Below are 21,978 nucleotides of genomic sequence, written 5' to 3' on the forward strand. Positions count from 1 at the left end.
GATAGTGGGTCTGGAGCACGGATCGCTCGACCTACGGGCCACGGACAGGCCTCGCCCTTCGATTCCGAGGTGTCCGCCGTGCTCGATTCCGCCTTCACGCCACTGGTCGTGCCGCGCGTCGGCGAGACGCCCATGGACCTCCGCGGCGAGGCCGACAGGGCCCGCACCCGTGGCTATGCCGACGGCTTCGCCGAGGGTCGCAGGCTCGCCCTCGACGAGGGAGAGGTGCAGCACGCCGCGCAGCAGCAGCGGATGCACGAACTCCAGGAGCTGTACCTGCATGAGCGCGGCTCGGGTCTGCGCGCGTTGGAGAGCGCGCACGCGGCCCTCGACCGCCGCATCGACGAGCTGAGCATGCTCGCCGCCGATCGCATCGAAGAGCTCGCGGTCGCCCTCGCCACCACGATCCTCGGAGCAGAGCTGTCGGATCCGGCACGTTCGGCGGCGCATGCGCTGCGCCGGGCGCTCACGGAGATGCCGGCGGAGCGCTGGACAGGGGTCGCCTTCAGCGAGCAGGACGTCGCAGTCCTGCAGGACGAGATGTCGTCGATCGACGCGTTGCGCGGCATCCGGATCTCCGCCTCTCCGGCCGTGGACAACGGCGGCGCCATCGTCGAGATCGAGAACGGGGCCGTCGACACGCGCATCACGTCGGCGCTCGCCCGCGCGGCCGCAGCACTCGACGGCGACGAACAGGATGCCGAGGTGATCGTGTGATCACCGCGACGCGGTCGTGGAACCGTGCGCTCCTGGCAGCGCGCCCGGAGCGCTCAGGAACCGTGAAAGCCGTGCGAGGGCTCGGCGTCGAGGTGCTGGGCATCGACGGCGCGGTGGGCGACCGCATCCGCATCGACGCGACCGACGGCCGTGTGGTGGATGCCGAGATCGTCGCCGTCGACGGAGCCGCCGCCCGCTGCATGCCGCTGGGCAGGCTCGACGGGATCACCGCCCGCGCCCGCGTCCGGCACGGGGGAGCGCCGCTGCAGGTGCCGACCGGACGAGCGCTGCTCGGACGCGTGCTCGACGGACTCGGGCGACCGATCGACGGCAAGGGGCCGCTCGACCGGGGTGTCGCTCCCGTCTCGCTCGACCACGATGCGCCGAGCGTCATGGATCGCCAGCGCATCGATCGTCAGCTCGGCCTCGGCGTCCGCGTGCTCGACACGATGACGCCGGTGGGCTCGGGGCAGCGTCTCGGGCTCTTCGCCGGCTCCGGCGTCGGCAAGTCGTCGCTGATGTCGATGATCGCCCGTGGCTCCACTGCCGATGTGAACGTCATCGCCCTCGTCGGGGAGCGCGGTCGTGAGGTGCGCGAGTTCCTCGAGGACGACCTGGGCCCCGAGGGTCTGGCACGGTCGGTCGTGGTCGTCGCGACCTCGGATCAGCCCGCGATGGCGCGCCTGCGCTCGGCATTCGTCGCGACCAGGATCGCCGAGGCGTTCCGCGACGACGGCCTCGACGTGGTGCTGATGATGGACTCCCTCACGCGCGTCGCCATGGCTCAGCGCGAGATCGGGCTCAGCGCCGGCGAACCGCCCGCCACCCGCGGGTATCCGCCGTCGACGTTCTCGGTGCTGGCCCGCCTGCTCGAGCGCGCAGGAACCGGACCCGTCGGATCGATCACCGGCCTGTACACGGTGCTCGTCGACGGCGACGACCACAACGAGCCGATCGCGGACGCCGCGAGAGGAATCCTCGACGGCCATGTGGTGCTCGACCGCGCGCTGGCGATCCGCGGACACTTCCCCGCGATCGACGTGCTCGGCTCGGTGTCTCGCGTCGTGTCGAAGATCACCACTCCTGAGCAGCGTCAGGACGCGGTGATGCTGCGCAGCGTCCTGGCGGCTCGTCGCAGCGCGAACGACCTCATCGAGATCGGCGCCTACCGCCAGGGAGCGAACCCGATGGTCGACGCCGCCCTCGCGCACGAAGGCGCGATCTCGCGCTTCCTCACCCAGCGGATGGACGATCTTGCGGCATCCGACGACTCCTGGCAGCGGCTCGCCGCCCTCACCACCGACTTCGGAGGACTCACCCCATGACCTTCCCACTGGCTGGCCTGCTGCGCGTGCGCGGCGCCCAGGAGCGTGTCGCCGCCGAGCAGCTGTCGCGTGCGAGCGCGGAACGGGCGCAGGCCGAGCTCGACGAGCAGACCGCGATCTCGAGCCTCGCCGACATCAGCGCGCAGATCGACGATCCACGAGCGCTGATGGCCATGGCCGCCGCTCGCGCCGCGGGACGCAGCACGCTCAGCGATCTGCAGGCGCTCGTCGAGATGAGGCGCGGCACGGAGTCGGAGGCGAAGTCGGCCCACGTCGAAGCGCGGCGCGACCTGAAGGGACTCGAGCGGCTCGAGAGCACCCACCGCGTGGAGGCGACCAAGGCCGAGCTCGCCGCGGAGCAGTCGGCGCTCGATGAGATCGCTGTGGTCCGCACCGCGCGACGTGAGGGGAGTGCCGCATGACCGGGCTCGCGGCGGTGATCGCCCGCGTCGACGCGATCGAGACGCAGATCGTGTCGCTGGATCCGGCAGGACGCGCGGCGGCGGCGTCGGCTGCAGCGACCGCGACCGCGGCGACCGCCGAGACATCGGCGGCGAGCGCGACGACGTTCGCTGGAGTCCTCGAAGCGGCGAAGGCGGCCTCGACCCCGGAAGCACCCGCTGCCGGCCAGACCCCCCAGCCTGTGGCGGCGGCAGCCGGCACGGGAGCGGGCGGCGACGCGAGCGCTGAGGTCATCTCGGCGCTGCAGACGCTGTTCTCGGCCAATGCCACCGGCGCAGACGGCTCGACGGCGTCGATGCAGAAGATCATCGAGATGCTCCGATGACCGCCGTGGGGCTGCTCGCGACGGTGGCGGGTTCAGGAACCGGCGAAACGGAGACAGGTGGACGATCTTCGGCCGTTTCGGGCTCTCTGTTCGGCGACGCGCTGATCGCCGCTGGCCGGGTGCTCGACGGTGCGACGGATCAGGACGCAGCGACGCTCACGCCGGACGGACAGGACGCGCCGACTGCCGAGGAATCTGCGGCATCCGACGACGCGAGCGGGGCAGAGGCGCCGATCGCGACCATGATGCACCTCACCGCGCAGTTCGCTCCGGCCGTGGCTGCGGCGGCCCCTGCATCCACGTCGACGCCTGCGCAGAGGACGCCGGATGCGACGACGCTCGATGGGACGACGCTCGTGCAGACGGCGCCGGAGGCGTCGGAGGCAGCGGGGAGCGCCCGCAGCGCTCTCCCCGCTCCCGCCGCAGCGTCGGACGAGGCGCGCCCTGCCGAGCTCCCCGAAGGCTCGGCCGCGGCAGCCGTCGAGACGGGCGCGACGGTGACCTCCCCGCCTGTCGCCGTGTCGGCGGCGGAACGGACTCCTGCGCCCGAGATCTCATCGGCATCGGCGTCGGCATCGGCGTCGGCGTCGGCATCGGAGAGCGGCGCTGACGGGGCGCCTCCTGTGGCCGGCGCCCGAGTACGCCCGGAGACCCTGTCGAGCGACGCTCCCCGTGACGCTCCGGTGACGGGTGAGCAGGACCCGGCGGAGGGGGACGCCGACCCGGCGACATCCTCCGCTGCCGCTGCGGCTCCGCGGTCCGAGTCCCCGCGGAGTGCGGTGTCGTCGACTCCGATCCCGACCACCATCGGCGTCTCCGCTGCGTCAATGATGGGCGGCCAGGCAGAGCCGCTGCCGGCGAGCGACTCCGTCGATCCACTGCCGGGTCCGCAGCCCGGGTCGCCTTCTATGACTCTCGCTCCGGTCGCATCTCCGGCCGCGGCGACGGCCATGCCCGTGTCCTCGCCCGAAGCGGCCGCGTCGACCAACCGGGCCGTCGCCGCGCAGGTCGCACCCGTGGTGGTGAGCATCGCGCAGCGCCCGATGGGCACCCATCAGCTCACGATGACGGTGAACCCGGACAGCCTCGGCCCCGTCACCGTGCGCGCGCACATCAGCGCAGCGGGCGAGGTGCAGGTCGAGGTCAGCGGCGCCACCGATGCAGGGCGCGACGCGCTGCGGACCATGCTCGTCGACCTTCGCCGTGATCTCGCCGCGGTGATGCCGCACGCGACTCTCAACGTCTCCCACGGGGCATCGGCGGACACCGCCGGAGACCGCGGCCAGCAGGGAGCGGGCGATGCGTCACCGGAGCAGGGCTCCGGTGATCGCGACGCGCAGCGCGGACGCTCCGACCAGCGCCGCGGGGCCGAGCAGAGCCCCGATCTTTCCCGCATCATCCCGACGACGTCCTCTGCCGCATCCGGTGCAGGGCTCGACATCTTCGCCTGAGAGGACGACCGAATGACTGTCGACGCAGTGACCGCACCGAGCTCCATCCACACGGGAGGAACGACCGATCCCGCAGCCCGCAAGCAGGTGCTCGACGGCGAGGTGTTCCTCAAGCTGCTGGTGACGCAGCTGACCCATCAGGACCCCTCGAGCCCGATGGACACGAACGAGATGATCTCGCAGACGACCCAGCTCGCGATGATGGAGCAGCTCACCACGCTCGCCGACAACGGCGCCGAGGCCTTCGCCCTGAACATGCGTCAGGCGGCGAGCGCCCTGATCGGACAGGAAGCGAGCTACAAGGACGCCGACGGCAAGACCGTCTCGGGCATCGTGACCAAGGTCTCGTTCGACGGACCGATCCCGCAGGTGACCATCGGCGACAAGACGGTCGCGCTCGACGTCATCACCGGAGTCGCGACCGCGCAGACCACCCCCGCACCGACCACCCCCGCACCGACCACCCCCGCTGCGCCCACCCCCGCCGCAGTCTGACCCCGTCTCACCCAGGAAGAGAGAAACCCCATGCTTCGCTCGCTCTACTCCGGAATCTCCGGTCTCCGCTCGCACCAGACCATGCTCGACGTCACGGGCAACAACATCGCCAACGTCAACACGGCAGGGTTCAAGGGCTCGTCCGTGCTGTTCCAGGACTCGCTGTCCCAGCTCATCGGCAACCCGGGCATCCCCGACGACGAGGTCGGTGGTCGCAACCCCGCCCAGGTCGGTCTGGGCGTGCAGGTCGCCGGCGTGCGCACCAACTTCGCTCAGGGCTCGGCCCAGGCGACGGGCCGCGGTGGCGACCTGATGATCTCGGGCGACGGCTTCTTCGCCGTCCGAGCCGGCGGAGAGACCCTCTACACGCGGGCGGGCGGCTTCTCGTTCGACCCCACCGGCAAGATGGTGACCGCCGACGGCTCGATCGTGCAGGGCTGGTCGGCGCAGGACGGCGTGGTGAACACGGGGCAGGCGACGGGCAACATCGTGCTGCCGCTCGAGGCGGTGTCACCTGCGAAGGCGACGACCTCGGCGACGGTCACCGGCAACCTGCCCTCGACCGCCGCGGTGGGTGACGAGCTGGTGCGCGACGTGACCGTCTACGACGCCCAGGGCACGCCGTCGACCCTCAGCCTGACCTTCACGAAGACGGCGACCGGATGGGACGTGACCGAGCCGACCAGCGGCGCAACGGGGGCGCTGACCTTCACCGACGGCAAGCAGGCCGGCGCAGGCCTCACGCTCGCAGCCGGCGCCGTGAGCGTCGACCTGGGTGCGGTCACGGGCTACGCGAACATGTCGACGGTCGCCGTGACGGAGCAGGACGGATCGGCTGCCGGCACGTTGAAGTCCTACAGCATCACCGGCGACGGATCCATCGTCGGCACGTTCAGCAACGGTGCGACGCAGACGCTGGGCAAGATCGCCATGGCGACGTTCGCGAACCCCGAGGGGCTGGAGAAGGCGGGCGGCACGGCCTACCGCGCATCCGTGAACTCCGGAGCTGTGCGCATCGGGGAGCCGGGCCAGGCCGGCTTCGGCAACCTCGTCTCGGGTGCGCTGGAGATGAGCAACGTCGACCTCTCGCAGGAGTTCACCAACCTCATCGTCGCCCAGCGCGGGTTCCAGGCGAACGCGCGCATCATCACCACGAGCGACGAGGTCCTGCAGGAGCTCACACAGCTCAAGCGCTGATCGCCTGCGCCGACTCGGTCGGACACGCGCGACGAGGCCCGTCCCTGGTTACCGGGGGCGGGCCTCGTCGCGATAGTCGGAGCAGACTTCCCCCTCTCATCCGAAGCCCGGAGAACCCCCGATGATCATCGTCACCCGCCTCGACCGCACCCGGTTCGCGGTGAACCCCGACCTGATCGAACGCATCCACGCCTCGCCGGACACCACTCTGCACATGGTCGACGGTCATGTGTACGTGGTCGAGGAGGATCTCGACGCCCTGATCGATCTGATCGTCGCCTACCGGGCGCGCGTGCTCGGCGCAGCCCAGGCGCTGACCTCGCAGACGGGGGCATGACGGTGGATCCCGCATTCATCATCGGGGTGGTCCTGGCGTTCGGCGCGCTGGTGGCGATGATCACGATGGAGGGGGCGAGCTTCGAGGCTCTGCTCATTCCGGCGCCGATGATCCTCGTGCTCGGCTCGACGATCGGCGTCGGCATCGCCAGCCACACCCTCCGCGACACGATCCTCGCTGTGAAGAGCCTCGGGCGCATGGTCAGGGGCCCGAAGATGACGCCGGAGGCGGTCATCCCCTTCCTCGTGGGGTATGCCGAGAAGGCCAGGGGCGAAGGTCTGCTGGCACTGGAGCAGGAGCTCGACTCGGCACCCGATGCATTCACCCGACAGGCGCTGCAGGCTCTCGCCGACGGAACGGATGCCGAGGATCTGCGCACGGTCATGGACGACGAGATCGCCGCGACATCGTCGCGCAACCGCGTGGCGTCGAAGTTCTTCGGCTCGCTGGGCGGATATGCGCCCACGATCGGGATCGTCGGCACCGTCGTCTCGCTGACGCACGTGCTCGAGAAGCTCGACGAACCCGACCACCTCGGGCCGATGATCGCCGCGGCCTTCGTCGCCACGCTCTGGGGTCTGCTCTCGGCCAACTTCATCTGGAACCCGATCGCCGGTCGCCTCGGACGGATCGGAGCCGTCGAGCTCGAGCGGATGACCCTGGTCTCGGAGGGCATGCTCGCCATCCAGGCCGGAAGCGCTCCGCACCTGCTCCAGGAGCGCCTCGAGGCGCTGTCGACCGTGAAGCCCAAGGCCGCCAAGAAGAAGCGCGAGCCCGAACGGGCAGAGGGCGTGCAATGAGCACAGCCCGTCGAGCTCGCGGTCGCGGGCATGAGGATGACTCGCACGATGAGCCGGACGAGCGCTGGGCCGTCTCGTACGCGGACATGGTCACGGTTCTGATGTGCCTGTTCATCGTGCTCTTCGCCGTGTCGAACGTCGACAAGACGAAGTTCGAACTGCTCGCGAACAGCCTCGCCACGGGTTTCGGGCAGGAGAGCACCGAGGGCGGTGCCGACACGGCCGAGGGCGTGATCGTGCCGCCTGAACTGCAGGACGATGACGGGGTGGTCGACCTCGCGGCGCGGGCCGAGATCGAGTTCGAGTCGCTCGAAGGACTGCGCGATCGCATGAGCACCTCGCTGGCGGCACAGGGCCTGCAGGACACGGTGCAGTTCGTCATCGACGACCGAGGGCTCCAGGTGGGGCTGGTCGGCGCAGAGACGTTCTTCGCCGACAACAGCACCGACCTCTCGGCGAAGGCGGACGCCGTGCTCGACACGATCGGAGACGTGCTCGTCACGGTCGACAACCAGGTGAGTGTCGAGGGGCACGCCGACCACCGCGTCTCCGCCGCACCCTTCGCCACCAACTGGGAGCTCTCCGGCGGGCGCGCGACCCAGGTGGCGCGGTTCCTCGTCGAGCACGAAGGCGTCGGAGGACCCCGTGTGAAGGCGACGGCGTTCTCGGACACCCGACCCATCGTGCCGGGCGACACCCCTCAGGCGCTGGCCAGCAACAGACGCGTCGACATCATCGTCGAATCGAACGAAGAAGAGCAGGTGAGAGCGCTGATACCCGCTCTTGCGGCTGCTGCGAACAATTGAGCTCACGTGAACACCACCGTCGAGGAGACCGTCATGACCGCATCCGCCGTGCTCGATGACCCCGCCCTGCGCCATCCGGCATACGATTTCGGACGCCCCGCCCAGCTCGGACGCGAGAGCACCCGCCATCTCGAAGCGGCCTTCGAGTCGTTCGCCCGGCTGTGGTCGTCCCAGCTCACGGCGAAGATCCGCGTGCGCGCCCACCTCGCACTCGAGACCGTCGAGCTCGTGTCCTACGAGGAGTACGCCGACACCCTGCCCGGCACGACGGCCATGGTCGCCGGCTCGTTCGCCGACCGCGACGAGCCGTGCGTCGTGCAGTTCGGCCTCGACAGCGCCCTGCTGTGGGTGGTGCAGATGATGGGCGGCAGGAGCACATCGCTTCCCGAAGCCCGCACATTCACGCCGATCGAGCTCGCCCTCGTCCGCAACCTGATGGAGGGCACCTTCGAGCACCTCCACGCCAGCCTCGGCGCCCTGCTCCCTGGTGCACCGCGCTTCACCGCGGTGCACTACAACCCCCAGTACATGCAGGTCATCTCCGCGACGGCGGCCGTGATCGTCGCCCGATACACCATGCGTCTCGGCGATTCCGAGTCGACCGCGACGGTGATGCTGCCGGCGACCGCGGTCGTCGACCGCCTCGCGGCCACGGGATCGGACGCGGCATCGGCGCATTCGACGGATCAGACCCTGGAGCAGGTGCGCAGCACGCCGTTGGAGCTGACGCTGCGCCTCGCGCCGATCACGATCGGCACCGGAGAGATCCTCGATCTCGCACCGGGCGACCTGCTGCGCCTGCCTCACCCCGAGACCCGGCCGTACGAGCTCATGGCCGGGCAGACCCGGATAGCTCTCGCGACACCGGGCAGCAGAGGCTCGCGCCTCACCTGCAAGATCACGACCACCCATGAGGAGACCCACTGATGAGCACCTTCCACGAGACCGCCATCGCCGCGGCGATCGCCGGCAAGCTGCCGTTCGGCTACCCCGTGATCCCCGCACCGTCGACCGACCCCGGCGCGTCGGGCGACGCGGTGGTCGTCACCTTCACGGGCAGCCCCGGGGCCCGCATCGCGATCCAGGTCGTCGACCCGTCGCAGCTCGAGGACGGCTCCAAGAACGCTCAGCTGGCCGATCGCCTGCACCCGATCTTCGAGGCGGCCGCCGCCGTGCTCGGCAGCGGCTCGCTCGGCGACGGAGCCGTGGTCGACGCCGCCGAGGTCTTCACCGACTCGGGGACCCAGGTGTTCGACATGGTCGACGCCGACGGCAGCGTCGTGGCGCGCGCATCCGTGCGCATCGACGGAGCCAGGGCGGCATCCGCGTCGGGTCCGCAGCGGCTCAACCGCATCGCGGGCGTCGAGATGGAGCTCGTGGTCGAGATCGGGCGCACGCGGATGCCGGTGCGCGACGTGCTCTCGCTCGAGCCGGGCCGTGTGGTCGAGCTCGACCGCGCCGCCGGGTCTCCCGCCGACATCAAGCTCAACGGCCGACTGATCGGGCACGGCACGGTCGTCGTCGCCGAGGGCGACTTCGCGATCCGCGTCGAGCGCATCCTCGACAGCGCCGAGACGGTCTGAGCGTGGACGACATCCTCGTCGCGCTCCGTGCGATCGTCGCGCTGGGAGCGGTGCTCGGGCTGCTGCTCTTCCTGAGCCGCCGCCTGCAGAAGTCGCAGGCGAAGGGCGTGAGTCCGCTGGCAGGGCTGATGCCGAAGAAGCTCGCCAAGCTGACCGAGCTCGTGCCGACGCGGCCCGCCGCGGCGCCGCGTGCGCGCCCGGAGAAGATCACCGTGGTGGCGAGGTCGGGCATCGGCGGCAAGGCACAGCTCGTCGTGGCGGAGTTCGGCGGCATCCGCTACGTGCTCGGCGTGACGGAGCACGGGATCAACGTCGTCGACACCCAGGAGGCTCCTCCTCTCGAGCAGGAGGAGGTCGTCTCCTCGGACGTACGATCCGCCTCCGTCGAGATGCCCGACGACATCGTCGACCGCGCGCTGCGCTCGGTCGCCTGACCCGCGGTCAGCGCATCGGTCGACGCGGTTACGTGCACCTCGTGATGTCGCGATAGTCGACTGCGAGCACGGATCGCTCGACCCCCTGGCTACGGATCGGCCACGCCACCCATCTTCGGAGTGCCGCCGTGCCCGCATCCGCCGCAGTCGCCGCGCCGCCGTCTGCGCGCGCACCGCGACTGCCTCGCCGCGTGTGGGTGCTGCTCGCCGCGGTGCTCGTCGTGGTGACCGCACTCGTGCTGCTGCAGGCCACAGGGGCGCACGCAGCGGCGATGCACGTCCCGACTCAGGTCGGTGACGGCGAGGGCGACGGCGTCACGATCAACGGCATCAACGGGGCGCCGTCCGACAGCATCATGACGTTGCTGGGCATCACCGTGCTCAGCGTCGCTCCGGCGCTGCTGCTGATGATGTCGAGCTTCACCAAGATCTTCGTCGTGCTGGCCCTCACCCGGAACGCGCTCTCGCTGCCGTCGATCCCGCCGAACCAGGTGCTGGCCGGTCTCAGCCTGTTCCTGACGCTGTTCATCATGTGGCCGGTGCTCACCGACATCAACACCGTCGCCGTCGCGCCGTTCACCGACGGCCAGATCGACTTCGGCAGGGCGTTCGAGCTCGCCCAGGAGCCCCTGCGGCAGTGGATGCTCTCGTACACGCGCGAAGAGGACATCGCGCTGATGCATCGCGCAGCGCAGATGGAGAACCCCACCGACGCCGCGAGCATCCCGCTGCAGACGCTCGTCCCGGCCTTCATGATCAGCGAACTGCGCGCGGCGTTCCTGATCGGGTTCATCATCTTCGTGCCGTTCCTCGTCATCGACCTGGTGGTCGCGAGCGCACTCATGTCGATGGGCATGATGATGCTGCCGCCCGTCATGATCTCGTTGCCGTTCAAGATCCTCCTGTTCCTGCTCATCGACGGATGGGGCATGGTCATCACCGCGCTCGTCCAGTCCTACAACGGGGGTGGCGGGTGAACCCCGAAGCGGTCATCGACATCGGTCAGGCGGCGCTCATCGTCGGTGCGAAGCTCTGCGCGCCTCTGCTCATCACCGCCCTGGTGGTGGGCTTCGCGATCTCGCTGCTGCAGTCCATCACCCAGGTGCAGGAGATGACGATCTCGTTCGTGCCGAAGCTCGTCGCCGTCGGCATCGCGCTCCTCGTCACGGGGCACTGGATGATCGCCGAGATGATCGCGTTCACGAACGAGATGTTCGCGCGGATACCGTCGCTGCTGAACGGCGGCTGATGAACATCCCGATCGATTTCACCTGGCTGGAGGCGACCTCGCTCGCCTGCGTGCGGATCACGGCATTCCTGGTCCTCGCCCCGCCGTTCAGTCACGGCACGATCCCGATGCGGATCCGCGCGATGCTCGGCGTCGGTCTCGCTCTCGCCGTGTCGCCGGTCGTGACCGCAGGATATGAGCGCCTCGACACCGGGGCCTTCATGCTCGCACTGGCAGGGCAGGCCCTCACGGGGGCGCTCCTCGGCTTCCTCGTGATGGTGCTCTTCAGCGCGATCCAGGGCGCCGGCCACCTCGTCGACACCTTCGGCGGGTTCCAGCTGGCTCAGGCCTTCGATCCCGGCATGGCGATCAACGGCGCACAGTTCACCCGACTGTTCCAGATGACCGCGATCATGCTGCTGTTCGCCTCCGACGGATACCAGCTCGTGCTCGGCGGTCTGTTCCGATCGTTCGACGCGGTGCCGGTCACCGGCATGATCGATCTCGCCAAGCCCGCCGAGGCGCTCGTCGGCGCTGCGGGACAGATGATGCTCAGCGCGGTGCAGATCGCGGGACCGCTGCTCATCGTGCTCTTCCTCGCCGACGTCGGACTCGGTCTGGTCAGCCGCGTCGCGCCCGCCCTGAACGCCTTCGCGATGGGCTTCCCGATCAAGATCGGTCTCACCCTCCTGCTCGTCGGATTCGTCTACGCGGCGCTCCCGAGCGTGGTCGCCGTGATCGCCGAGGAGGCTGCGCGACTGCTCCTGGGGGTGACCCGATGAGCGAGACCGACACCGGCGAACGCACCGAGAAGGCGACCGAGCGTCGCCTGAAGGAAGCGCGGAAGAAGGGCCAGATCGGCCGCAGCCAGGACTTCACGGCCTGGGTCTGCATCGCCGCCGCGGCCGTCATGATGGTGCCGACGATCGCCTCGGGCACGCAGGTGGTCACCGAGCTGTTCCTCGCCGTGACGCCCGTCGCGATGAACCCCACCGACGGCGCCGCCATGGATGTGCTGAGCTCGGCCATCACCTCGCTCGGTGGCATCCTGCTCCCGATGCTGGTGGTGGTGCTGCTCGCCACCACGGCCACCGCGGTCGCGCAGGGCGGCATCCACCTGCGCGGGGTGACCATGCGCACCGAGCAGTTCAACATCGTGTCGGGCGTCAAGCGCGTCTTCGGCCGGCAGGCGCTCTGGGAGGGCGCCAAGGCGCTGCTGAAGACCGTGGCCATCGGGCTCGCACTGTGGATCGTCGTCTCGGGTCTCGTCCCGGTACTGATGGCCAGCGGCAGCCACAACATCACCTGGCTGCTCGAGCAGGCGGCCGGGGGAGCGGTCGCGCTGCTGCAGGTCGCCGTGGCGGTGGGCATCCTGCTCGCAGCGATCGACGTGGCGGTGGTCATGCGGCGCAACCGCAAGCACACGCACATGACGAAGAACGAAGCCAAGGACGAGCACAAGAAGACCGAGGGCGACCCGCTCGTGCGCTCCCAGCGCCGCTCGCGGCAGCTCGCCATGAGCCGCAACAGGATGATCGCCGCGGTGGGCGACAGCGACGTCGTGCTCGTGAACCCCACGCACGTGGCGGTGGCGCTGCGCTACGAGCCGGGCAAGTCGGCGCCACGGGTCGTGGCGAAGGGCGCGGGGATCGTCGCGCAGAAGATCCGCGAGAAGGCGGAGGAGAACGGCGTGCCGATGATCAGGGACATCCCTCTCGCACGTGCGCTGCACTCGGCCTGCGAGATCGGGCGGGAGATCCCCGAAGAGCTCTACACCGCGGTCGCCCAGGTGCTCGCCTTCATCGAGCACCTCAAACGTCGAGGCTCGGCCAGGGGAACGCACACGATGCCCTTCGCCAGCACCAGGGACCGCGGCCTGTGAGTCCGGCCGCGAGCACATCAGAACGAGCAGAGAGAATCAGAAGGCGAGACGCATGATCGGTCAGCTGTTGTCCAAGGGGGCTGTTCCCGTCGGTGTGGTGGGGATCATCCTCCTGCTCATCGTGCCCATCCCGACCGGTCTGCTCGACGTGCTCATCGTCCTGAACATCTCGTTCGCTCTGCTGATCCTCCTGACCGCGATGTTCGTGAAGAAGCCTTTGGACTTCTCGGTGTTCCCGAGTCTGCTGCTCGTCGCGACCCTCTTCCGGCTCGGCCTCAACGTCGCGTCGACCCGCCTCGTTCTCAGCGAGGCCCACGCGGGTCAGGTGATCCAGGCGTTCGGTCAGATCACCATCAGCGGCTCACTCGTGATCGGTGCCGTGATCTTCCTCATCCTCACCGTCATCCAGTTCGTCGTGGTCACCAAGGGTGCCGAGCGCGTCGCCGAGGTGGGCGCGCGCTTCACGCTCGACGCCATGCCGGGCAAGCAGATGGCGATCGACGCCGACCTGAACGCCGGTCTGATCACGGATGACGAGGCGCGCAGGCGACGCGCAGAGGTCGCCGCGGAGGCGGACTTCTACGGTGCGATGGACGGTGCGTCGAAGTTCGTCAAGGGAGATGCGATCGCGGGCATCGTGATCGTGGTCATCAACTTCGTCGGCGGCATCATCATCGGCATGGTGCAGCACGGCATGGAGGTCGGCGAGGCGCTCGAGACCTACAGCATCCTCACCATCGGCGATGGGCTGGTGACCCAGATCCCCGCCCTGCTCATGGCGGTGTCGACCGGCATGATCGTCACGCGTGAGAACGCGGAGGCCGAGATGGGTCAGGCCGCCGGCCGTCAGCTCATGCAGTCCCGCAACGCCCTGGTGATCACCGGACTCGCCGCCATCGCCATGGGGTTCATCCCCGGGATGCCGCTCGTGATCTTCCTGGCGATCGGAGCGGTCCTGCTGTTCGCGGCATCCCGCGTGAAGGCGAACGAGGACCGCGATGCCGCACGTGAAGCGGATGCCCTGCAGCAGGAGGCCGTCGAGGCCGGCACCGAGGGCCCGGAGGACCTCATGGACCGGATGCGCGTGCACGCCCTCGAGATCTCGCTGTCTCCCGACATCGTCGATCTCGCCTCAGGGGGAGCGGGAGATCTGCTCACCCGGGTGAAGTCCCTCCGCCGCAAGCTCGCCCTCGACATCGGCATCCTCATGCCGCCGGTGCGCACGCGGGACAACATCGAGCTGCCCGCGCAGACGTACTCGATCCTCATCGCCGGGGTCGAGGCCGGACGCGGGTCGGTTCCTCGGGGCCACGTTCTCGCGATCGGCACGGGACTCGAGCAGCTTCCGGGCACGGCCGTGGTCGACCCGGTGTTCGGTCTCGAGGGCAAGTGGGTCCCCGCCGAGATGTCGCACGCCGCCGACATGGCCGGCGCGACGGTGATCGATCGGGCGAGCGTCATCATCACCCACCTCTCCGACATCGTGCAGAGCCAGGCCGACCGCCTGCTCTCCCTCGAAGACGTCCGCCAGCTGACCGAGCACCTGAAGCAGTCCAGCCCCGCGACGGTCGAGGAACTCACCCCGGCCGTGCTGTCGCTCGCCGCGATCCAGCGCGTGCTGGCGGGGCTCCTCTCCGAGCGGGTTCCGATCAACGACCTGGCGCGTATCTACGAGGCGCTCGCACTCCGAGGCAAGACGTCGACGGAGACGGCGGGTCTCATCGACGCGGCCAGGGCGGCGCTCGGGCCGGCGATCGCCTCGCGCTTCGCCGAGGACGGACGCATCCGGGTCGTCATGTTCGAGCCGATCCTCGAGCAGCAGATGCTCGAGGGCATGCGCGTCGTCGACGGTCACCCGCAGATCGTGCTGACGCCGGAGGCGACGATGCAGGTGCTCGAGAACGTGCGTCGCACTGTCGCCGAACTCGACCAGGTCGGTCCGGAGCCCGTTCTCGTCTGCGCGCCGTCACTGCGACAGGCGGTGCGTCGGATGGTGTCATCGCAGGTCAGCGGCCTTCCGGTGCTCTCCTACGACGAGGCTGCGGCGGGCGGTCTCGCGACCGACGTGGTCGGCGTCGTCCGCATGACGCAGTCGGCTCTTCCCAGCGGCGCGTTGTAGCGTTCGATTCTGCTCATTTATGAGTTGAGTGCGATACGTTTGTGAGCAGAGGGCGCACCGGCGCTCACGCCATGGAAGGCAGACGACGCATGCTGGTACTGACGAGACGCGCCAACGAGAGCATCGTGATCGGCGACGACATCACCGTCACGATCCTCGCCGTGACGCCGAGCGGTGTCCGTGTCGGCATCGACGCCCCTCGCGACAAGCGCATCAACCGCGCCGAGATCGTCATCGCCGTGAGCGATGCGAATCAGGAGGCCGTGCAGACCTCCTCCGACGACTCCGCCGAATCGCTCATTCTCGGCGCCCTGGGCAGAACCACCCCTGCTCCATGATCGGACGCTCGGAGTGTCATCTCCGGGAGTCCGAGTTACTGCGTCGAGCGTTGTCGCGATAGTCGTTCATGTGACGGGCGATCCCGTCATGGAAACCGCGACATGACGAGGTGACGAATCGTGGCCGCTCACGACCTGAGCATGCAACTGATGCGAGAGCGCGATCTGCTGGAGGTGCTGCTGTTCAAGCTCGACGAGCAGCAGATGCTGCTCGCGACCGGACGCAACCGGTGGATCCACCATGCGGCGAACGAGATCGAGCGGGTCCTCGCGGCCATGCCGACCGTCGCACTGTCGCGCGACACGCTGGTCATCGCGGTGGCTGACGAGTGGGGCGTGCCCGAGGCGACGACGCTCCGCGATCTGATCGAGGCTGCGCCGACCGACGCGTGGCGCGAGATCCTGTCGGGTCATCTCGAGGCCATGACCACTCTGGCCGACGAGATCGGCGACATGAAGAAGGTCAACGAGCAGCGTCTGCGCACGGCGATCCGAGTGACGCAGGAGACGATCGCCGGCCTCGGGGTGCCGACCGGCGAGTACGACACGCACGGCGACGTCGTCCGCGGCGCGGACGCCCGACTTCTCGACACCAGGGTCTGAGGTAACCATGTCTTCCTTCGCAGGGCTCCGCCTCGCAGAATCCGCGCTCTCGGCCGCACGCGCGGGGATGACCGTCACGGGTCAGAACATCGCCAACCAGACGACTCCGGGCTACACGCGCCAGCGGGTGGAGCAGACCTCGCTCTCGGCGCCGGGGCAGACGGGGCTCTGGCCATCCGGCATCGCCATCGGCGGGGGAGTGGGCGTGACCGGGATCGCGAGGCTCGGCGACGACATCCTCGATGCCCGTGTGCGCGACGCGCTGTCGACCTCCGGCTTCTGGTCGGCTCGTGCGACGGCAGCGAGCCACGCAGAGGACGTGCTGGCCGAACCCACGAAGGACGGTCTCGCGGCGAACCTCAACAGGTTCTGGTCGGGCTGGTCCGACCTCGCCAACACGCCGGATCCGGCAGCGGCGCAGGTCGTGCTCTCGAATGCCGACGTGCTCATCGGACAGATCGCGGAGGGCTACCAGACCATCGCGGGGCAGTGGAACGACCTGCGCAGTCAGGTCGATGGTCAGCTCGCCGACGTCAACGCCGCTGCGAGCCAGGTGGCCACTCTCAACGGGCAGATCAGGGAGGCGCTGCAATCGGGGCGCAACGCCAACGAGCTCATGGATCAGCGCAGCGTCCTCGCCCAGCAGCTCTCGTCGGCCGTCGGTGCGAAGGGCATCGTCGAGCCGGACGGCACACTGACTCTTCGCGTCGACGGCAATGCGCTCGTGTCGGGCGACAGCAGCCGAGCGCTCGTCGCGAGCGGACCGCGTGACATCGCGGACGCAGGTCGGATCACCGTCTCATGGGCGGATCGACCGAACCTCGCGGTGCCGATCACGGGTGGCGTCGTCGGCGGCACGATCAGCGCTCTGGCCCCCGCGTCCGACGGGGGGACGCTCGCCGGTGTCGCGGCCGCCTACAACGAGACGGCGACCGCGCTCGCGACCGCCGTGAACGACGTGCACCGCACCGGCGTCACCTCGTCGGGGGCGGCCGGAGGCGACTTCTTCGCGCTCGACGGTTCGGGTCCGGCGGCGCTGGGACTCCGTGTCGTCCCGACGGGACTCGATCAGCTGGCACTGGCAGCGCCGGGTGCGGGCGCGAAGGACACCACCATCGCCGACCGCATCAGTGCGCTGGGGACATCTGCGGCGGGGCCCAGCAAGACGTGGTCGACGTTCGTCACCGGGTTCGCAGTCGCCGTCGCCGGGGATCTGCAGCGCGCGGACATCGCCGATATGGGCGCGGTCGCGGCGGTCACCGCGCAGCAGTCGAACGCCTCGGTGGACGGCGATGAGGAGACGATCAACCTCCTGACCTACCAGACCGCATACCAGGCGGCGGCTCGCGTTCTGACGGCCGTCGACGAGGCACTGGATCTGTTGATCAACCGCACCGGCCTCGTCGGCCGCTGACTCTGGGGAGAGTGAAATGATCGGTCGAATCACGACCAGCACCATGACGCAGCAGTCGCTGCGCACACTGCAGACCAACCTCGCGGATCGCGCACGGCTGCAGGATCAGGCCGCGTCGCAGCGCGCCTTCCGCTCGCCGAGCGACGATCCGGCCGCCGCGGCCACGGCGCTCGGTGTGCACGGTGATCAGGCGCGCGTCGCTCAGTTCGCCCGCAACCTCAGCGACGGGATGGCGTGGGTGACCACGGTCGACACCGCTCTCGGCGCAAGCGCCGATCTGCTCAACCGCGCGCGTGATCTCACCGCACAGGGAGCGAACTCGGGCGCGCTGAGCCCGACCGCTCGCGAGTCGATCGCCCAGGAGCTCGAGTCGATCAGCGCAGAGCTGCTCGCCAAGGCGAACACGAGGGTGCTCGGCCGCAGCGTCTTCGCGGGAACGAGCGATGCGGGAGCCGCGTTCGATCCCACCACCTTCAGCTTCAACGGCGGCGCGGGCGACGGCGTGCATCGCCGCATCAGCGAGAACGAGACCGTGCGCGTGGACTTCGACGGCGCTCAGGCGTTCGGCGAAGGGGCCGACAGCGCCTTCGCCCTGCTGAACGACATCGCGGCGGAACTGCGCAGCGGTGCCGAGGTCGGCTCGCGTCTCGGCGACATCGATGCGCGGCTGAAGGACGTCACCGCGGCTCGCGGATCCACGGGCGCTCGTCAGGTGCAGATCGAGCGGGCGTCGGCGCAGAATCTCTCCTCGTCGATCGACCTCGAAGCGCGCCGTGCCGAGGTCGAGAACGTCGACAGTCTCGAGGTGCTCGTGCACCTGCAGTCGGCCGAGCTCGTGTTCCAATCCGCCCTGCAGGTGACGGCCCGCTCGCTGCAGACCAACCTGATGGAGTTCCTGCGATGAGCGCACCCACTGACCGGACGACGGCGACGCTCGACGTCGAGTTCGCTTCGCCGATGCCCGGACTCGCCCCGCACACCTCTTTCACCCTCGAGCAGATCGACGGAGCGGAGGGCCTGCACGCGCTGCGCGCGACGGATGCCGACGTCCGCCTGTTCCTCCTCGACCCGCGATCCGGAGACTACGGCTACGAGCCGAGCATCCCCGCGGACGTGCGGTCCGAGATCGGCGCCGCCGACGAGTCGGAGATCCGGGTGTTCGTCGTGGCGAACCCCTCTGCCGACGGCGTGTACATCAACCTGCGTGCGCCGATCCTGATCCACACCGGATCCGGCCGTGCCGCACAGGCGATCCTCGAGGATCAGCGCTACCCGATCCGCGCCCTGCTGGGTGCCTGAGCAGGGCGTGACGTTCGACGGCTCTTTCGACATGGTGGACTCCCGGCACGGGGAGAATTCCGAGATTCACCGCATATACCAAGGAAGAGCATCTATCCTGCTAAGAGCACAGGCTGGGGTACTGGCGGGATCCCGGCGTCGTCGCAGGAGATCGGGACCTGGGGCACGTCATGGATGCGGTTGGTAGGGGTACAGCGCACGACGCTCGGTGACGAGCGACATTCCATGGGACGGAAGACGACATGAGCACATCAAGGACGCTCGAGACGAATCGGGTGAGCAAGCGGGAGTTCGTGCAGAGATTCGCACGACGCGGTGGCATCTCGGTTCAGGCCGCACAGACGGCGTACAACGCGATGATCGACGAGCTCCTCGACCTCGTGGGCCGCGGGAACACGGTCACACTCACCAACTTCGGCAAGTTCTATCCGCAGACGCACAAGGGGCACCGGGTGCAGTTCGCGAAGGACGACGGAGACGCCGAGGTCAACGACTACACCGTGCTGAAGTTCTCCGCGACGCGCGAGGTGAACCGCCGCGTCAAGGTGAACGATTAGTCATCGTTATCTGAACGTAAACGAGAATCCCCGGAGGTTTTGGCCTCCGGGGATATTTCTTGCCCGTCGCACCCCTAGTCTGTAGTCAGATGTAGTTCTGGCCACTGGGGAGAGGCCGCGCTGTGAGTCGCTGGGGAGGGCTTGCACTTACAGTGAAAGAGGCGAATCCGATGCCTATGCGTGCCCGCAACCAGCTCGTGGTCGATCACCTGCACATCGTCGGTGCGGCGACGGCATATGTGGCGTCTCGACTCACGCATGTCTCCCGTGACGACCTCGCCTCTGCCGGTGCGTTCGCGCTGGTCCGCGCGGCCGAGAAGTTCGACGCGACCCTCGGCGTGCCCTTCGGCGCGTTCGCTCGAGGACGCGTCAACTGGGCGCTGAAAGACGAGCTGCGGTCGATGGACTGGGCGCCTCGAGATGTTCGGGTGCGAGCCAAGCAGACGACGAAGGTCCGACAGACACTCACGGCCGCCCTCGGTCGCACGCCCACTGTGGCGGAGATCGCGGCAGCCATGGGCGTCGACACGGCCGTTGCGCGCGAAGGGCTCGCCGACGCCGAGCGTCTGCTGACGAGTCTCGATGCGCCGGACGCGCCGGAGATCGTGTGGACCGGCTACCTGCCCGAGGAGCTCGCGATCGCCTCCGAGCGCGACGAGTTCCTGCGGCGCGCCGTCGACGCGCTGCCGGAGCGCAAGCGGGCGATCATCACGGCGATCTATTTCGAGGACCGCACGGTCAAGGATCTCGCGGAGCAGCTCGGCGTCTCCCACGCCGCCGTCTCGCAGCAGCGTGCGGGAGCGGTGCGCATGCTTCGAGATGCGCTGGATCGGCACTACGCCGACACCCCTCAGCGTGAGGCAGCACCGGCAGCGCGGTCCTCCGCGTCGGCGCTGGACGCGTACTTCGAGCGCCTCGCGGCCGGCGGTCAGCGGTTCACGCGCGCGATACTGTCGCACGCGGTCGGCGTCTGATCCGTCGCGCGCACGCGCGTGGCCGCAGGGCCGTCAGAGACCGAAGCCGTAGCTGGGCTGACCCACCAGGATGAGACTGACCGTCGTCGGGTAGACCTCGGGCTCTTCATCCTCATCGTCGAGCAGCTCGAGCTTGTGGATCGGCACGAAGATGCCGCCGTCCGGCTCGAAGATGAGATCCTTCGGCACGAACGAGGCGAAGATCGACCGTGTCGCGTGGCGCAGCTCGAACGTGCGACCGACGTCGCCGCGCTCGAAGAGGTTCATCTCGACCTCATCCGACCACACCTTGCCGTCGGGGAAGCGAGCCTCGATGCGATAGGTGCTCGGTTCGACCGCCTTGATGTTGAGATCCTCCACGACGTCCGCGAACAGTGCGTCCGGCTGCTCGAGTTCGAAGGCGATGGCGCGGAGGTGGTCGTAGTTGAGGCGAGCGCGACGCGAGAACAGCGCGACGTTCTCGATCTCGTCCGGGTCCGCGTGGGGGGCCTGATCGATGAGGTACTGGCGCACCTCGTCGGGACCGGGGTACTCGAATCGCATGTGATAGTGGAACCGGCCGGGGCGATTGACGATGTACGTGCTGACGTCGCTGATGTCGTTCACCGTGAGGCAGTAGATGCGCTTCACGGACGAGAGGCCGTCGAACAGGGACAGGAACTGGTTCTGTCGATTGCCTCCCTCTGCGCCCCCGCGGCGGCCAGCGGGGAAGATCTTCTCGAACTCGTCGAAGATGATCAGACACTCGTCGAGGGTGTCCAGGAACTCCACGATGCCGTCGTTGTCCTCTGAGACGATCACGACGGGCAGGCACTGCTCGAGGGCCTCCTCGGCGACCATGCGAAGGAACAGCGTCTTGCCGATCCCCTTGTCGCCGGAGAGCATCACGCCCAGGCTGCGGTCCGAGAGGGCGTAGGACCGGAAGATCTTGTCGACCTTCCTGTCTCGGCCGCCGTAGACGCGCTCGGTGCCGACGGTGAGGTCGTCGATCTTGATCAGGCTGAAGCCCTCTTTCGAGGTGAAGTGCACCCGATAGGTGCCGAGAGGGAACTCATGATGCGTGCGGACGGCGTCGTCGTAGACGCGGACGTGTCCGCCCGTCTCGATGTAGGTGCTGGTCAAGATCCTTCTCCTTCGCTCCCCGTGTTGATATATCGGTTGAGATCGGACTGCCGTAAGGCGTTCGGCGAGATAATTTCGCAGTACCCTGAGCGGACAGCGGGCGTGGGGACGCCCGGGTCAGGGGAACCGCTATGGGGACGAACGCAGGCGAGCAGCCGATCGCGGGGTCGATCGTCATCGTGGTCGAGGCCGCGCCGCAGGGGCTGCTGCAGTACACGCTGGATCCTGACGATCGTCAGCCCGAATGGCAGGTGATCCTCATCGCCCATGACGATGCCGTGATGGGCGCCGCGACGACACCGGAGCAGACGGCGGAGCTGCTGGTGCGCGGAAGCGTCGAGTGCATCAGGCAGAGCATCCCGAGCCTCGAGGTCGGCGGACTCACCATGCGGCCGGAGCTCGGGCCGAACGACAACGCCCAGATCGTCGCCGCCGGCGAGGCTATCTTCCTGCAGTCCGAGTGGGATGCGGTCGTGGAGCAGGCGGGCGATCTCCCCGAGGTCTGAGCGC

General features: G+C 68.7%; 27 protein-coding genes. 26 read left to right on the forward strand and 1 reads right to left on the reverse strand.

The window, feature by feature from the left end; translation table 11 throughout:
* Positions 1–78: 78 nt before the first annotated feature.
* From ACZZZQ_RS15990 to ACZZZQ_RS16110, 25 genes are all read left to right on the forward strand, one after another.
* Positions 79–717, forward strand: a complete 639-nt coding sequence (locus ACZZZQ_RS15990; RefSeq protein ID WP_230100772.1) for a FliH/SctL family protein — start codon at positions 79–81, stop codon at positions 715–717.
* On the forward strand, positions 717–2,042 hold the full coding sequence (locus ACZZZQ_RS15995; protein ID WP_056279097.1) for a FliI/YscN family ATPase: 1,326 nt from the start codon (positions 717–719) through the stop codon (positions 2,040–2,042). Before ACZZZQ_RS15990 ends, ACZZZQ_RS15995 begins: the two co-directional genes overlap by 1 nt.
* Positions 2,039–2,464, forward strand: coding sequence for a flagellar export protein FliJ (locus ACZZZQ_RS16000; protein ID WP_072591340.1), 426 nt, complete (start codon positions 2,039–2,041; stop codon positions 2,462–2,464). The genes ACZZZQ_RS15995 and ACZZZQ_RS16000 overlap by 4 nt, the downstream gene beginning before the upstream one ends.
* Complete coding sequence (locus ACZZZQ_RS16005) at positions 2,461–2,829, forward strand: hypothetical protein (protein ID WP_463507923.1); 369 nt, start codon at positions 2,461–2,463, stop codon at positions 2,827–2,829. Before ACZZZQ_RS16000 ends, ACZZZQ_RS16005 begins: the two co-directional genes overlap by 4 nt.
* Entirely contained in the window at positions 2,826–4,280 is a 1,455-nt protein-coding gene (locus ACZZZQ_RS16010) for a hypothetical protein (RefSeq protein ID WP_463507924.1), read from the forward strand. Before ACZZZQ_RS16005 ends, ACZZZQ_RS16010 begins: the two co-directional genes overlap by 4 nt.
* Positions 4,281–4,292: 12 nt before the next feature.
* The gene (locus tag ACZZZQ_RS16015) at positions 4,293–4,775 is read left to right on the forward strand and encodes a flagellar hook capping FlgD N-terminal domain-containing protein (RefSeq protein WP_320488432.1); all 483 of its coding nucleotides are present in this window, start codon (positions 4,293–4,295) and stop codon (positions 4,773–4,775) included.
* A 30-nt stretch (positions 4,776–4,805) separates the two neighbouring features.
* Positions 4,806–5,972 (forward strand): flagellar hook protein FlgE, encoded by a 1,167-nt coding sequence (locus ACZZZQ_RS16020; protein WP_363520544.1) that lies wholly within the window; start codon positions 4,806–4,808, stop codon positions 5,970–5,972.
* Between the two features lie 121 nt (positions 5,973–6,093).
* Complete coding sequence (locus ACZZZQ_RS16025) at positions 6,094–6,309, forward strand: flagellar FlbD family protein (protein ID WP_042541095.1); 216 nt, start codon at positions 6,094–6,096, stop codon at positions 6,307–6,309.
* Positions 6,306–7,109, forward strand: coding sequence for a motility protein A (locus ACZZZQ_RS16030; RefSeq protein WP_463507925.1), 804 nt, complete (start codon positions 6,306–6,308; stop codon positions 7,107–7,109). Before ACZZZQ_RS16025 ends, ACZZZQ_RS16030 begins: the two co-directional genes overlap by 4 nt.
* The gene (locus tag ACZZZQ_RS16035) at positions 7,106–7,915 is read left to right on the forward strand and encodes an OmpA/MotB family protein (RefSeq protein ID WP_053096330.1); all 810 of its coding nucleotides are present in this window, start codon (positions 7,106–7,108) and stop codon (positions 7,913–7,915) included. The genes ACZZZQ_RS16030 and ACZZZQ_RS16035 overlap by 4 nt, the downstream gene beginning before the upstream one ends.
* Positions 7,916–7,921: 6 nt before the next feature.
* Positions 7,922–8,842 carry a flagellar motor switch protein FliM gene (locus ACZZZQ_RS16040; RefSeq protein ID WP_463507926.1) on the forward strand — a complete coding sequence of 307 codons (921 nt, stop codon included), beginning with the start codon at positions 7,922–7,924 and terminating at the stop codon, positions 8,840–8,842.
* Positions 8,842–9,498: a FliM/FliN family flagellar motor switch protein gene (locus ACZZZQ_RS16045; RefSeq protein ID WP_056278829.1), complete on the forward strand. Its 657-nt coding sequence runs from the start codon at positions 8,842–8,844 to the stop codon at positions 9,496–9,498. The genes ACZZZQ_RS16040 and ACZZZQ_RS16045 overlap by 1 nt, the downstream gene beginning before the upstream one ends.
* Positions 9,499–9,500: 2 nt before the next feature.
* Positions 9,501–9,932: a flagellar biosynthetic protein FliO gene (locus ACZZZQ_RS16050; RefSeq protein ID WP_072591336.1), complete on the forward strand. Its 432-nt coding sequence runs from the start codon at positions 9,501–9,503 to the stop codon at positions 9,930–9,932.
* 128 nt (positions 9,933–10,060) lie between these two features.
* Positions 10,061–10,909, forward strand: a complete 849-nt coding sequence (gene fliP, locus ACZZZQ_RS16055; RefSeq protein WP_232224443.1) for a flagellar type III secretion system pore protein FliP — start codon at positions 10,061–10,063, stop codon at positions 10,907–10,909.
* Complete coding sequence (gene fliQ, locus ACZZZQ_RS16060) at positions 10,906–11,181, forward strand: flagellar biosynthesis protein FliQ (RefSeq protein ID WP_042541106.1); 276 nt, start codon at positions 10,906–10,908, stop codon at positions 11,179–11,181. Before fliP ends, fliQ begins: the two co-directional genes overlap by 4 nt.
* Positions 11,181–11,942: a flagellar biosynthetic protein FliR gene (locus tag ACZZZQ_RS16065; RefSeq protein ID WP_042541108.1), complete on the forward strand. Its 762-nt coding sequence runs from the start codon at positions 11,181–11,183 to the stop codon at positions 11,940–11,942. The genes fliQ and ACZZZQ_RS16065 overlap by 1 nt, the downstream gene beginning before the upstream one ends.
* Entirely contained in the window at positions 11,939–13,042 is a 1,104-nt protein-coding gene (locus ACZZZQ_RS16070; protein WP_056278827.1) for an EscU/YscU/HrcU family type III secretion system export apparatus switch protein, read from the forward strand. The genes ACZZZQ_RS16065 and ACZZZQ_RS16070 overlap by 4 nt, the downstream gene beginning before the upstream one ends.
* A 52-nt stretch (positions 13,043–13,094) precedes the next feature.
* A complete protein-coding gene (locus ACZZZQ_RS16075; protein ID WP_072591335.1) occupies positions 13,095–15,161 on the forward strand; it encodes a flagellar biosynthesis protein FlhA in 2,067 nt (688 codons plus the stop codon).
* Positions 15,162–15,250: 89 nt separating this feature from the next.
* Entirely contained in the window at positions 15,251–15,499 is a 249-nt protein-coding gene (gene csrA, locus ACZZZQ_RS16080; RefSeq protein WP_053096324.1) for a carbon storage regulator CsrA, read from the forward strand.
* Between the two features lie 141 nt (positions 15,500–15,640).
* Positions 15,641–16,102: a flagellar export chaperone FlgN gene (gene flgN / locus ACZZZQ_RS16085; protein ID WP_222839304.1), complete on the forward strand. Its 462-nt coding sequence runs from the start codon at positions 15,641–15,643 to the stop codon at positions 16,100–16,102.
* 7 nt (positions 16,103–16,109) lie between these two features.
* Complete coding sequence (gene flgK, locus ACZZZQ_RS16090) at positions 16,110–17,516, forward strand: flagellar hook-associated protein FlgK (RefSeq protein WP_463507927.1); 1,407 nt, start codon at positions 16,110–16,112, stop codon at positions 17,514–17,516.
* A gap of 16 nt (positions 17,517–17,532) precedes the next feature.
* Positions 17,533–18,420, forward strand: a complete 888-nt coding sequence (flgL, locus tag ACZZZQ_RS16095) for a flagellar hook-associated protein FlgL (RefSeq protein ID WP_072591334.1) — start codon at positions 17,533–17,535, stop codon at positions 18,418–18,420.
* On the forward strand, positions 18,417–18,815 hold the full coding sequence (locus ACZZZQ_RS16100; protein ID WP_295103790.1) for a flagellar assembly protein FliW: 399 nt from the start codon (positions 18,417–18,419) through the stop codon (positions 18,813–18,815). The genes flgL and ACZZZQ_RS16100 overlap by 4 nt, the downstream gene beginning before the upstream one ends.
* Before the next feature lie 242 nt (positions 18,816–19,057).
* Complete coding sequence (locus ACZZZQ_RS16105) at positions 19,058–19,372, forward strand: HU family DNA-binding protein (RefSeq protein ID WP_053096320.1); 315 nt, start codon at positions 19,058–19,060, stop codon at positions 19,370–19,372.
* A 170-nt stretch (positions 19,373–19,542) separates the two neighbouring features.
* Positions 19,543–20,346: a sigma-70 family RNA polymerase sigma factor gene (locus ACZZZQ_RS16110; RefSeq protein WP_463507928.1), complete on the forward strand. Its 804-nt coding sequence runs from the start codon at positions 19,543–19,545 to the stop codon at positions 20,344–20,346.
* 33 nt (positions 20,347–20,379) lie between these two features.
* On the opposite strand, the gene ACZZZQ_RS16115 is transcribed toward ACZZZQ_RS16110, so the two are convergent.
* Entirely contained in the window at positions 20,380–21,468 is a 1,089-nt protein-coding gene (locus ACZZZQ_RS16115) for an AAA family ATPase (protein ID WP_053096315.1), read from the reverse strand.
* A 131-nt stretch (positions 21,469–21,599) separates the two neighbouring features.
* On the opposite strand from ACZZZQ_RS16115, the gene ACZZZQ_RS16120 reads away from it, so the two are divergent.
* Positions 21,600–21,974 (forward strand): hypothetical protein, encoded by a 375-nt coding sequence (locus ACZZZQ_RS16120; RefSeq protein WP_053096313.1) that lies wholly within the window; start codon positions 21,600–21,602, stop codon positions 21,972–21,974.
* The last annotated feature ends 4 nt before the right edge of the window (positions 21,975–21,978 follow it).

It is taken from the genome of Microbacterium sp. AC132 (assembly GCF_979258525.1).